Origin of the sequence: Cupriavidus numazuensis (genome assembly GCF_905397435.1) — a bacterium.
Classification (GTDB): domain Bacteria; phylum Pseudomonadota; class Gammaproteobacteria; order Burkholderiales; family Burkholderiaceae; genus Cupriavidus; species Cupriavidus numazuensis.
Genome location: NZ_CAJPVI010000007.1, coordinates 64,277 through 75,545, shown reverse-complemented (window position 1 = coordinate 75,545; position 11,269 = coordinate 64,277). Strand labels below are relative to the sequence as shown.

The window sequence follows — 11,269 nt, the reverse complement described above, 5'->3', positions numbered from 1 at the left end:
CAAAAATTTCAGCGCAAGTGCGACAGCGGCAAGGCGCCTTCGGATTTCAGTGCGGTGAGGACGATATTGGAACGCACGCTTTCCACGCCGGGCACGCGCATCAGCCGCTTCATCGTGAAGTCGGCCAGCGTTGGCAGGTCGGGCACGACCACGCGGATCAGGTAGTCGGCCTCGCCGGCGACGGAATAGCACTCCTGCACTTCCTCGAGCAGCAGGATCTCCTCGGCGAAGCGTTCGATGAGGGTGTCGCCGTGGTGGGCCAGCTTGACGCTGATGAACACCTGCACGCCCAGCCCCAGCGCCTGGGTCGACAGGCTCACGCGGTAGCCCGTGATGACGCCATCGGCCTCCAGCCTGGCCAGCCGCCGGCCGACCTGGCTCGGCGACAGGTGTACTCGGTCGGCAAGCTGCTGATGGGTCGAGCGCCCGTCTGCCTGCAGCGCCGCAATCAGGGCAAGGTCAAACTGGTCAAGCGACACCATACGTGATTCCCGCATTCACTCTCGACATGGCGCGGATTATACGCACGAGAGTCCCCATGGAAGCCCATTTTGCGGCCGAATTGCAGCGCCACACGCCTAAACTACGCAGATAAGCCGCATATCACGGCGCACAACGCCAAACCAGGAGACAAAGCTGATGTCCGCTACCGCCAGCGCCCTCGCCCACGAGGCTTCCGGCCAGTTCGACGGTGCCTTCCAGGGCACCATGACCGACAAGCTCAGGGAACAATTCGACGCCGGCCTGCTGTCCGGCCAGGAACTGCGCCCGGACTTCACCATCGCGCAGCCGGTCCACCGCTACACCAGCACCGATCACGCCATCTGGCGCAAGCTCTACGAGCGCCAGGCATCGATGCTGCGCGGGCGCGTCAGCAACGAATTCCTGCAGGGCCTCGCCACGCTCGGCATGGAGAAGGACCGCGTGCCCGAGTTCGACCAGCTCAACGAAACCCTGATGCGCGCCACCGGCTGGCAGGTCGTGGCCGTTCCGGGCCTGGTGCCGGACGAGGTGTTCTTCGACCATCTGGCCAACCGCCGCTTCCCGGCGAGCTGGTGGATGCGCAAACCCGAGCAGCTCGACTACCTGCAGGAACCGGATTGCTTCCATGACGTGTTCGGCCATGTGCCGCTGCTGATCAACCCGGTCTTCGCCGATTACATGGAAGCCTATGGCAAGGGCGGCCTCAAGGCGCACGGCCTGGGCGCGCTCGACATGCTCTCGCGCCTGTATTGGTACACGGTGGAATTCGGCCTGATCCGCACGCCCGAAGGCCTGCGCATCTACGGCGCCGGCATCCTGTCCAGCCAGGGCGAGTCGATCTACAGCCTCGATTCGGCCAGCCCGAACCGCATCGGCTTCGATGTGCGCCGCATCATGCGCACGCGCTACCGCATCGACACGTTCCAGAAGAGCTACTTCGTGATCGACAGCTTCGAGCAGCTCTTCGACGCGACCCGCCCGGACTTCGAGCCGCTGTATCAGGAACTGCGCGACCAGCCGACGCTGGGCGCCGGCGACGTGATCGACGGCGACCTCGTGCTCAACGTTGGCACCCGCGAAGGCTGGGGCGACAGCGACGATATCTGAGCGGGCGGCCGGTTTGTGGTCCATCGGCGGCCACTACGCGGCATCCCGCTTTATGAAACAATGCCGGCATGCCCGCCAGGGCGGGCCGGTTTTTTCTTTTCACTGATCGAGCCCACTATGACACCTCTCTCGCCCCAGGCGCGCGCCACCCTGCTCGCCGAACTGCCCGGCTGGACCGACGTCGACAACCGCGACGCGATCCAGAAGCGCTTCACCTTTGCCGATTTCAACGCCGCGTTCGCATTCATGACGCGCGTGGCCATCCAGGCCGAGAAGGCCGACCACCACCCCGAGTGGTTCAACGTCTACAACCGCGTCGACATCACGCTGTCGACCCACGACGCGAACGGCCTGACCCAGCGCGATATCGACCTGGCCCACTTCATCGAACGCGCCGCGGCCTCGCTGCGCGCGGAATAAGGCGCGCTCGGGCTTCCGGACGTCGGCGCTGTAGGCAAACCGAAAGGAAGACAAGGGCCTTGGCCTGTACAATCGGTGGATCGAGGTTCCGCGTGTGCGCCACGCCGCGCCTGCCGCATCCATCTTCCTTCCCGGCTGATCCAGCCATGTCCGACGTCCTGCCCGAACTGCCGCCATGCGTATCCTGCTGATCGAAGACGACCGCCAGATCGCCAGCGGCGTCGAAGCCGGCCTGACCCGTGCCGGCCACCAGGTGCGCGTGGTCCATGACGGCGTCTACGCCACCGAACACCTGCTGCGCGAGCAGCATGACCTGGTCATCCTCGACCTGGGCCTGCCCGGGATCGACGGCATGACGCTGCTCGCGCGCTACCGCGCCCGCAACCGCACCACGCCCGTCATCATCCTGACCGCGCGCGACGAACTCGAAGACAAGCTCTCCGGCCTGAACGCCGGCGCCGACGACTACCTCGTCAAGCCATTCGCGTTGCCCGAGCTGGAAGCCCGCGTGCGCGTGCTGCTGCGCCGCAGCCAGCACGGCGAGGCCGTACCCGATCGCGACGTGCGCCTGGGCCGGCTGCGCCTGTCCGGCAACGACCGCCGCATGTTCATCGACGGCAAGCCGCTGGAACTGTCGCCGCGCGAGTTCGCGGTGCTGGAGCTGCTGCTGCAGCGCCAGGGGCGCGTGGTCAGCAAGGCGCAGCTCCAGGATCACCTGGCGACGTTTGCGCACCCGGCGGGTGAAGGCGGCGACACGGTCGGCGACACCGCCATCGAGGTCTATGTCCACCGCGTGCGCAAGAAGCTTGAGGAAAGCGACGTCGAGATCGTCACGGTGCGCGGCTTCGGCTACCTGCTGCAGGTCCGCGCCGGCCAATGAGCACACGCCCGCGGCACTGGCCGGCTGACTGACATCCAGCGCCATGTGGCCGCGATCCCGCTCTTCCCGTACCGGCGCCGATTCCGCCGAGCCGCCGCTGTCGCGGCCCCGGCGCAGCATGGTCCAGGCAACGCGCCTGGCGGTCAACGCCAGCCTGCGCGTCCACCTGCTGCGCGCGCTGGCCACGCCGCTGTTCGCACTGGTGCTGGTCAGCGGCTCGCTCTCCTACTGGCTGGCGGCCCACTACACCACGCAGGTCTTCGACCGCGCGCTGTATGGTGTGGCCAATAACATCGCCCAGCAGATCCGCATTGCGGGGCCGCGGCTCGAGCAGGACATCCCGATGATCGCCCAGACGCTGGTCGAGGCCGAGGGCACCGACCGCATCTACTGGCGCATCCACGGCCCTGACGGCCTGATCGGCGGCATGGACACCTGGCTCGGCTACGGCACCGGCCAGACCACGCTGCACGACGCACGGCTGTTCTATGCCTGGTTCAGCGGCCGCCAGGTGCGTGCGGTGCGGCTGCCGGTCATGCTGCCCAGCGCCGCGACCGACGAACTGGGAACCAGCGAGGACGGCAAGGCGACACGCGGCCCCATCGTGGTGGAAGTTGCGGAGTTGCTGGACCGTCGCGAAACGGCGGCCAACGAGATCCTGCTGTCGGTATCCGTGCCGCTGATCCTGCTGCTGCTCGTGGGCAGCCTGATCCTCTCGCACGTGCTCAAGGAAGAGCTCGTGCCGCTGCAGATCCTGACCGACAAGCTCAACCGGCAGACCGCGCGGTCGCTGGCCGCGCTCGACGAAACACAGGTTCCCGCCGAGGTGGCGCCGCTGATCCGCGGCCTGAACGCGCTGTTGTCGCGCCTGCGCGATGCGCTCGACGCCCAGCGCAAGTTCATCGCCGACGCCGCGCACCAGCTGCGCACGCCGCTGACGGCGGTGAAGCTCCATGCCGATCGCGCCATGGAAGCCGATTCGCTCGATGTTGCCCGCCATGCGCTGCGCGAGCTGCAGACTGCTGCCGACCGTGCGGTGCGCCTCTCCAACCAGTTGCTGTCGCTGGCGCGCGCAGAGCCGGGGCTGTCATTGGAGCGGCTCGGTCCGGTGGAATATTTCGACCTGGCCGAGCTGGCGTTCGAGACCGGCGCGGAATGGGTGCCTCAGGCGCTGTCGCGCCGACTGGACCTGGGTTTTGAAGTGCTGCCGGGCCCGACCTTCACAGGCGGCTCGCCGGCCATGGTGCGCGGCAATCGCCTGCTCATGCGGGAAGCGCTGTCCAACCTGATCGACAACGCGGTGAAGTACGTGCCCCCGGGCGGCCGCATCACGGTGCGGGCCGGCGGCGAGGCACTGGGTAACCGTGGCATGGCGGTCGTGATGATCGAAGACAACGGCCCCGGCATCGCCCCGAAGCGGCGCGAGGAGGTCTTCAAGCGCTTCTTCCGCGGCGACAGCCAGGGCGACCAGGCGCTGGCCACGCAAACTGCGGGTGCCGGGCTAGGCCTGGCGATCGTGCACGAGATCATCGGCCTGCACCACGGCACCATCCGCATCGAAGATGTGCCGACCGCGGACGCCGCCGCGGATCCGACCACAGGCGCCGAACGGCGCGCGACCATGCGCTTCGTGATCCGTATCCCGTGCGAGGCGGCCGGACTGGCCGCCTGACGCCTGCGGCGGGCAGGCCTTGCTTGACCGCTTACTTCGACGACTTCTTGCTCTTTGGCGCCAGCATGGTGCCGCGGCAATCCGGGCTGCCACAGCGGCACTCGAATTCCTTCTTGAGCTTCTTCGTATAGCGGGCGTCAATCACGAGCCCGTAGTCATAGAAAAGCTCTTCACCAACGGCAATGTCGCGCAGCGCGTGGATGAACACGCGGCCCTTCTTCTCGCGCGCCTCGCAGTTCGGGGTACACGCATGGTTGATCCAGCGCGCGCGGTTACCGCCGAACTTGGCGTCGATCACGCTGCCATCGTCCAGGCTGAAATAGAACGTGTGGTTGGGATCGTTCGGATCGTGCGGATGGCGATCCAGCGCCTTCTTCCAGGAAATGTGCTCGCCCTTGTACTCGATCACGCGCTCGCCCTCGGCGATCGGCGCAATCGCGTAAACGCCCTTGCCATGCACGCCCGACTGGCGCACCTCAATGCGGTCACTTGCCGACTTGACCGCCTTCTTTTCCTTGTCGCTGTCCTTGCGCTTTGCCTTGTCAGCCATTTGCCTTTCCGTGCTGGTCGCTACCGTTGCGTTGCCGACGCCGGTTCGCCCGGCGCGATCGGCATGATACCGGGGTGCCGTGGCCACCGTATACGCATGTCAGGCGCGCGGCGCCCCGTATACGGCAAGTGACCTAAAAACGACGGCGCGTTAACGCCCTGTGCGGTTTACGTAGAGGACCCAATGTGGATAAAGCCACGATTTTCTGTGGATAAAGAGCCGGATTGCGTGTGGGCCGCCTGGGGCTGGCATGGGGACGCCACAGGAACAAGTCCGGACGTCGCGAAGGGACCTCCCTCGCCAACCCCGAAGTCATCCACGCCCGCCAACACTGCGTCCCGGTAGTTCTCGTTTACGTAAACCTTTGATCCGCCTTGGGTTTATGGGCTTATCCACAGCGCAGACCGGCGTTTACCTACTACTACTATTTGTATACATGAAAAGAAAGACGTAAACCCAGTGGTCCACCGCCGCCAGGGGTCTGAGTGCGTCAAGAACTCCGGGCTGAGGTAAACCGGCTTTGCCGGTATACGCCCACGGGAAGGTCGACTCCAGAACACATGGATGGGAGGCCTTGGCGAGGTATACGCCGACAGCCGTATACGGCGTCGTTTGAATTTCGACCCGTCCCTCAGTCATTCGCCTTGCGAATGGTATGGAAACGGAAACTGAAGAAACCCTCGAAGAGACATGCAACATAGTGCATGACACAACCCTGCAGCGTAGCCTTGGAGCGAAGACAGTGGCGGGAGAAACGCTTGTAAGGGCTTCAGAAGCTCTGAGACGCCACGCAGGGCACTTCCCTACCCCAGACAGGTCGTAAAGCATCTGAAGGCGTATACGGGCCCACGGGCGCCATTTGCGCTGGCAGGGCAGGAAGACGTGGACGTTACTCGCTGCGCAGGCTACAGGCCGCTCGGAGTGGCCCGGCGTTAGCGGAATCACGGCCTGATGCGGGCTTCCGGGAAAGGTCCTCGTAACAATCTCATCCGGTGCGCCTTGTCCGGCACGGTATCATGTGGCCCGCGACGTCTTTGCCGGGCCGGCCCTGCCATGGGCTGCCCGTGCCCGGACGTCTGTGTTTTATCAACTCGATACGGAGTGAAGCATGACGAAAACCGAACTGATCGACGCTATCGCTGCAGGTGTGGACGGTCTGACCAAGGCTAAGGCCGAACAGGCGCTGAACGTGACGCTGTCGGCCATCATGGACGCCGTTGCCAAGGGCGATACGCTGAGCCTGGTCGGCTTTGGCACGTTCAGCAAGGGCGAGCGCGGCGAGCGCATGGCCCGCAACCCGCGCACTGGCGAAGAAATCAAGGTGGAAGCAGCCAAGACGGTGAAGTTCAAGGCTGGCCAGAAGTTCAAGGACGCCGTCAACCAGTAATCCCGGGCATGCCCGGCGGGTCGCTGCGGCGCCCCGGTTTTGCATGACCCCGCCATGCCGCCACCGTGTCGTCCAAGGACGCAGGTGCGCGCCCGGCGGGGAACGTTATCCACAGTACTCGTAAGATACTTCTGCAGAGCAATCTGCACCGCACGCCGGCCCGCCCGCGGCTGGCCGGCCAGACCCGCAAATAGCCGTTCAGGCACGGTTGATCAAGGCCGTAGCGAATACGGCGCATCATGGGGGCCATATGTTTCCCCGATCGCCCCAGGGCATCTTTCCACAGCGTTATTCACAGCGCTTTCCACAGCTGATTCCACAGGCTTCTCCACAGGCCCGGTGCCGCGCCTTATGCGCCGTGCTGACGCTTGCCTTGCTGGCAGGCTGCAGCACCGTCAGCGAACCGGTGCGCCCGCAAGCGACTCCCCTGCCCGACCGCGAGTGGCCCGTGACCACACCGGGTGCGACGGCACGCGAGCGCATCGTGGAAATCGCCATGCAGCAGTGGCGGCGCTGGGGCTCGCAGACTGTGCGGCTCGGCCGCGACGATACGGCTTGTGTGACGTTCAGCCCGCTGCCAGCGCCTCCGCCGGTGTCTGCGCCTGCCGTTCCGGACGCGGGTGCCCCTGCTCAAGGATCAGGATCAGCCGACCGTGATACAGACCCGGACGGTGATGGGGCTGGATGTGTCGCGTTCCCGGACGGCACCGGCATGGAAGCCACGCCACTGGGCTGCCAGATGGTGCAGCGCTACTGGGGCATCGTCGGCGAAGCGCCCGATTGCACGCAGGTCACGCAGCCGTCGTGGGCGTGGTCGGCCGTGTTTATTTCCTGGGTCCTGCGCAAGGCGGGACTCGACGAGCGCCAGTTCCTGACCGGCCAGTCACATTCGATGTATGTCGTGGACGCCCGCGACGGGATCCTGCCCCGGCCCGCATTTCATATCGAACCCGTTCCTGCGCTCCCTCGGCCTGGCGACATCATCTGTGCGCCACGCGGCCGCGACAAGTTCCTCGACGACATCGCCGAGATCGGCTTTGGCACGACGCCCATGCATTGCGACATTGTGGTTTCGGTCGATCCTGCCGCGCGGCTCGTGAAGGCCATTGGCGGCAACGTCCAGCAATCCGTGTCGATGGACGAGATCGAGCTCGGCGATTCGGGCAAGCTCGACGGCGTGACCAATTCGCATCTGCCCTGGCTGCTGATCATGCGGAACGATCTGCAGTGATTATTCGTACGAAAAATTAGTGATGGAATTCTTTTTGAAGAGTGATTTGTCGCGCGAATAAATGTCAGGGGAATAGCTCCAGCTGCGCCGTATCGCGATCGCTGGTACCGACGCCAACCCCGAGCAGCCGCACCGGCAGGCCGCGCCGGGCATGCCCTTCGGCAAGCAGACGGGCGTAGGTATCCCGGTCCGGCGCATGGCCGCGGCACTCGACGGTGGTCTGGCGGAAATCCGAGAAGCGCAGCTTCACCGTCAGCTTGTCGATCGTGTCATGCGCCTGGGCTCGCACAATGCGGGCTTCCAGCATGGCGATCAAGGGTTCCAGTTCAGCCAGGCACGCCTGCAGGTCGGGCAGGTCGTCGGCATACGTTTCCTCGACGCTGATCGACTTGCGTTCGCGCTCGGGCGATACCGTGCGGTGGTCGATGCCGCGGCACAGGTTGTAGAGCCGCGCGCCGAAGCTGCCGAACTCGCGATGCAACCGGTCAGCCGGCCACTGGCGCAGATCGCCGCAGGTTTCGGCGCCAAGCCGCTTGAGCTTGGCCGCGGTGACGGCTCCCACGCCATGGATGCGACCGACCGGCAGTTCCGCGACGAATACGTCGACGGCTGCAGGCCGTACCACGAACAAGCCGTCGGGCTTGTTCCAGTCGCTGGCGATCTTGGCGACGAACTTGTTCGGGCCGACGCCTGCTGACACCGTCACGCCGACCTCTTCGCGCACACGCCGGCGGATTTCCTCTGCGATGCGCGTGGCGCTGCCATCGTGCTGCGGACACTGGCTTACGTCGAGATAGGCTTCGTCCAGCGAAAGCGGTTCCACCAGCGCCGTGTATTCACGGTAGATCGCAAAGATCCGCCGCGACACCTCGCGGTACTTGTCCATGGCCGGGCGCAGGATCAGCAGGTCCGGGCAGCGCCGCACCGCCTGCGCCGATGCCATGGCCGAGCGCACGCCGAACGCGCGCGCCTCGTAGTTGCAGGTTGCGATCACGCCGCGGCGGTCGGGGGAGCCGCCTACCGCCATGGGGCGGCCCCGCAGCGACGGGTCATCCCGCATCTCGACCGACGCGTAGAAGCAGTCGCAGTCGCAATGGATGATCTTGCGCTGGACGGCTGCTTCGACGGGCGTGGGTGAGTCGGCGGGCATGCTGGCTAGGGATCGAGCGATGTCAGTTCATCGATGATATTTATGATGAAGGTTGATCTGTCTTTGTTGTCATTAATCTCGCTGATGATAATGGCCGGATTCACGATGATTTCGTGATCAATTTCATCCATGTAATGAATTTCGCGAGTTCATTGCTGGGCTGCTTCATCTTTCGCATTGATGGAAGCTGACTTCCCTCGCGCCGTAACCCAGAGCCCTTCCGCCGCGTACAAGGCCAGAGATACCCAGATCAGCGCATAGCCAAGCTGTTTCTGCGGCGGAAACGGCTCGTGCCACAGCCAGACGCCAAGCAGCAGCTGCAGCGTCGGGCCCGTGTACTGAAGCAATCCCAGCAGCGACAGCGGAATCCGGCGGGCGCCGGCGGCAAAGAACAGCAGCGGCACGGCGGTAACCGGTCCAGCCATCAGCAGCAGAAACTGCGTACCTGGCGCTGCGTGCCGGAAGCTGTCCTGGCCGGTCGAGAACAGATAGCCGAGCGCGGCAGCGGCTACCGGGAACAGCAGCAGTGTCTCGAGCGACAGCCCTTCTAGTGCCCCAAGCGCGCCCGTCTTGCGCAGCAGGCCGTATCCGCCGAACGTGGCGGCCAGCGCCAGCGCAATCCACGGAAGCTGGCCCGACGCCACCGTCAGCCAGGCCACGCCGGCCGCGGCGACCGCGATCGACAGCCACTGCCCTGGCCGCAGGCGTTCGTGCAGGAACACTACGCCAAGCAGCACGCTGAACAGCGGGTTGATGAAGTAGCCGAGGCTGGCGTCGACCACGCGGTTGGCGGACACAGCCCAGATATAGAGGAACCAGTTGCCGCACAAGAGCGCGGCGCTGGCGGCAAACGACAGCAGCAGGCGCCGGTCAGTCACCACCTTGCCGAGCCATGCCCACTGGCGCCGGCTGGCCAGGATGATGGCCAGGAAGGCCAGCGACCACACCATCCGGTGCAGCAGGATTTCGGCGGGCGCGATGCCCGGCAGCGACTTGATATAGAGCGGGAGCAGCCCCCAGATGATGTAGGCCAGGAGTGCGTAAAGGATGCCGAGTTGCATGGGGATTTCCGGTAGATGCTGCGCGCGATTCTACCGGCGAGGGTGTTTTGTTGCCGGCGCCCGCACCATCGGGGCATTTCGTCCGCACCAAGCAAAAACCCCGTGCCGTCACCGGAACACGGGGTTTGCGCGGGCAGGAGGCCGGTCGGCCTCCCGGAATGCTTACAGCTTGCGGGCGAAGCTGAACTGCGAGAACGCCTGCTCGGCCACGTTGAACCAGGCGGCCTCGTTGTTGCGGAACACGCGCCAGTCGTCATAGATCTTCTTGAACGACGGGTTCTTGGCGGTTTCGTCGGCGTAGGCTTCCTGGGTGGCCTTGAAGCAGGCCTCCATGATCTCCTTCGAGAACGGGCGCAGCTTCACGCCGTTTTCGAGCAGGCGCGCCAGCGCCTGCGGGTTCACCGTGTCGTACTTGGCCATCATCGTGGTGTGGGCCTCGATGGTGGCGGTTTCCAGCGCGCGCTTGTATAGCGCCGGCAGTTTCTCGAACTCGCTGGCCGAAGCGTAGAACGACAGCTGCGCGCTGCCTTCCCACCAGCCCGGGTAGTAGTAGTACGGTGCCACCTTGTAGAAGCCAAGCTTCTCGTCATCGTACGGGCCCACCCACTCGGCCGCGTCGATGGTGCCCTTTTCCAGCGCCGGGTAGATGTCGCCGCCCGCGATCTGCTGCGGCACCACGCCCAGGCGCGACAGCACCACGCCAGCGAACCCGGCGATGCGGTACTTCAGGCCCTGCAGGTCGGCCACGGTCTTGATTTCCTTGCGGAACCAGCCGCCCATCTGCGCGTTGGTGTTGCCGCCCAGGAAGTTGACGACGTTGTATTCCTTGAAGAATTCACGCATCAGCTTCATGCCGTTGCCTTGCAGCATCCATGCATTTTGCTGGCGCGCGGTCAGGCCGAACGGCACGGTGGTGTCAAAGCACAGCGTCGGGTTCTTGCCGAAGTAGTAGTAACCGGCGGTATGGCCGATCTGCACGGTGTTGTTCTGCACCGAGTCCAGGACCTGCAGGCCCGGCACGATTTCGCCGGCGGCGAAGACCTTGATGTTGAACTTGCCGTCGGTCAGTTCCTTGACCCGGGCGGCGAGGAGTTCGGACGCGCCGAAGATGGTGTCCAGCGACTTGGGGAAGCTCGATGCCAGGCGCCATTCCACGGCGGGGTTGCTGCCGACGACGGCGGGGGCTGCGGGGGCGCTGGCAGCCGGTGCGGCGGCCTTTTCTTCCTTTCCGCATGCGGCAAGGGCCCCGGTAGCGGCCACTGCCGACGCTTTCAACAGGAAGGAACGACGTTGCATGACTTCTCCTCTTTATAGATATTTGGTGCGGA

At 64.9% G+C, this 11,269-nt stretch carries 11 protein-coding genes; 6 read left to right on the top strand and 5 right to left on the bottom strand.

Features of this window, described 5'->3' with window-relative positions:
- Positions 1 to 8 precede the first annotated feature (8 nt).
- Positions 9 to 482, bottom strand: coding sequence for an Lrp/AsnC family transcriptional regulator (locus KHO41_RS07800; protein WP_211952790.1), 474 nt, complete (start codon positions 480 to 482; stop codon positions 9 to 11).
- 157 nt (positions 483 to 639) lie between these two features.
- Between KHO41_RS07800 and phhA the strand changes: the two genes are divergently transcribed.
- From phhA to KHO41_RS07780, 4 genes are all read left to right on the top strand, one after another.
- A complete protein-coding gene (gene phhA / locus KHO41_RS07795) occupies positions 640 to 1,590 on the top strand; it encodes a phenylalanine 4-monooxygenase (protein WP_211952711.1) in 951 nt (316 codons plus the stop codon).
- A 117-nt stretch (positions 1,591 to 1,707) separates the two neighbouring features.
- Positions 1,708 to 2,010 carry a 4a-hydroxytetrahydrobiopterin dehydratase gene (locus tag KHO41_RS07790; RefSeq protein ID WP_211952710.1) on the top strand — a complete coding sequence of 101 codons (303 nt, stop codon included), beginning with the start codon at positions 1,708 to 1,710 and terminating at the stop codon, positions 2,008 to 2,010.
- A 175-nt stretch (positions 2,011 to 2,185) separates the two neighbouring features.
- Complete coding sequence (locus KHO41_RS07785; protein ID WP_211952709.1) at positions 2,186 to 2,890, top strand: response regulator transcription factor; 705 nt, start codon at positions 2,186 to 2,188, stop codon at positions 2,888 to 2,890.
- A gap of 43 nt (positions 2,891 to 2,933) precedes the next feature.
- Positions 2,934 to 4,562 (top strand): sensor histidine kinase, encoded by a 1,629-nt coding sequence (locus KHO41_RS07780; RefSeq protein ID WP_211952708.1) that lies wholly within the window; start codon positions 2,934 to 2,936, stop codon positions 4,560 to 4,562.
- 31 nt (positions 4,563 to 4,593) lie between these two features.
- Here the strand turns inward: KHO41_RS07780 and KHO41_RS07775 are convergent, their stop codons facing one another.
- On the bottom strand, positions 4,594 to 5,112 hold the full coding sequence (locus KHO41_RS07775; protein ID WP_211952707.1) for an SET domain-containing protein: 519 nt from the start codon (positions 5,110 to 5,112) through the stop codon (positions 4,594 to 4,596).
- A 1,108-nt stretch (positions 5,113 to 6,220) separates the two neighbouring features.
- Here KHO41_RS07775 and KHO41_RS07770 point away from each other — a divergent pair.
- Both KHO41_RS07770 and KHO41_RS07765 read left to right on the top strand, forming a co-directional pair.
- Complete coding sequence (locus KHO41_RS07770) at positions 6,221 to 6,499, top strand: HU family DNA-binding protein (protein ID WP_211952706.1); 279 nt, start codon at positions 6,221 to 6,223, stop codon at positions 6,497 to 6,499.
- A 250-nt stretch (positions 6,500 to 6,749) separates the two neighbouring features.
- Positions 6,750 to 7,730: a DUF2272 domain-containing protein gene (locus tag KHO41_RS07765; RefSeq protein WP_211952705.1), complete on the top strand. Its 981-nt coding sequence runs from the start codon at positions 6,750 to 6,752 to the stop codon at positions 7,728 to 7,730.
- 64 nt (positions 7,731 to 7,794) lie between these two features.
- Here the strand turns inward: KHO41_RS07765 and dinB are convergent, their stop codons facing one another.
- The 3 genes from dinB to KHO41_RS07750 form a co-directional block, all read right to left on the bottom strand.
- Complete coding sequence (gene dinB / locus KHO41_RS07760; RefSeq protein WP_211952704.1) at positions 7,795 to 8,880, bottom strand: DNA polymerase IV; 1,086 nt, start codon at positions 8,878 to 8,880, stop codon at positions 7,795 to 7,797.
- Between the two features lie 149 nt (positions 8,881 to 9,029).
- On the bottom strand, positions 9,030 to 9,941 hold the full coding sequence (gene rarD, locus KHO41_RS07755; RefSeq protein ID WP_211952703.1) for an EamA family transporter RarD: 912 nt from the start codon (positions 9,939 to 9,941) through the stop codon (positions 9,030 to 9,032).
- 162 nt (positions 9,942 to 10,103) lie between these two features.
- Positions 10,104 to 11,237, bottom strand: coding sequence for a TRAP transporter substrate-binding protein (locus KHO41_RS07750; RefSeq protein ID WP_211952702.1), 1,134 nt, complete (start codon positions 11,235 to 11,237; stop codon positions 10,104 to 10,106).
- Positions 11,238 to 11,269 lie beyond the last annotated feature (32 nt).

Bases quoted from the DNA above. Each gene is read 5' to 3' on its own strand.
- KHO41_RS07780 (WP_211952708.1), top strand. From the start codon at position 2,934: ATGTGGCCGCGATCCCGCTCTTCCCGTACCGGCGCCGATTCCGCCGAG.
- KHO41_RS07750 (WP_211952702.1), bottom strand. From the start codon at position 11,237: ATGCAACGTCGTTCCTTCCTGTTGAAAGCGTCGGCAGTGGCCGCTACC.
- KHO41_RS07770 (WP_211952706.1), top strand. From the start codon at position 6,221: ATGACGAAAACCGAACTGATCGACGCTATCGCTGCAGGTGTGGACGGT.
- KHO41_RS07765 (WP_211952705.1), top strand. From the start codon at position 6,750: ATGTTTCCCCGATCGCCCCAGGGCATCTTTCCACAGCGTTATTCACAG.
- dinB (WP_211952704.1), bottom strand. From the start codon at position 8,880: ATGCCCGCCGACTCACCCACGCCCGTCGAAGCAGCCGTCCAGCGCAAG.
- KHO41_RS07800 (WP_211952790.1), bottom strand. From the start codon at position 482: ATGGTGTCGCTTGACCAGTTTGACCTTGCCCTGATTGCGGCGCTGCAG.
- phhA (WP_211952711.1), top strand. From the start codon at position 640: ATGTCCGCTACCGCCAGCGCCCTCGCCCACGAGGCTTCCGGCCAGTTC.
- KHO41_RS07790 (WP_211952710.1), top strand. From the start codon at position 1,708: ATGACACCTCTCTCGCCCCAGGCGCGCGCCACCCTGCTCGCCGAACTG.
- KHO41_RS07785 (WP_211952709.1), top strand. From the start codon at position 2,186: ATGCGTATCCTGCTGATCGAAGACGACCGCCAGATCGCCAGCGGCGTC.
- rarD (WP_211952703.1), bottom strand. From the start codon at position 9,941: ATGCAACTCGGCATCCTTTACGCACTCCTGGCCTACATCATCTGGGGG.
- KHO41_RS07775 (WP_211952707.1), bottom strand. From the start codon at position 5,112: ATGGCTGACAAGGCAAAGCGCAAGGACAGCGACAAGGAAAAGAAGGCG.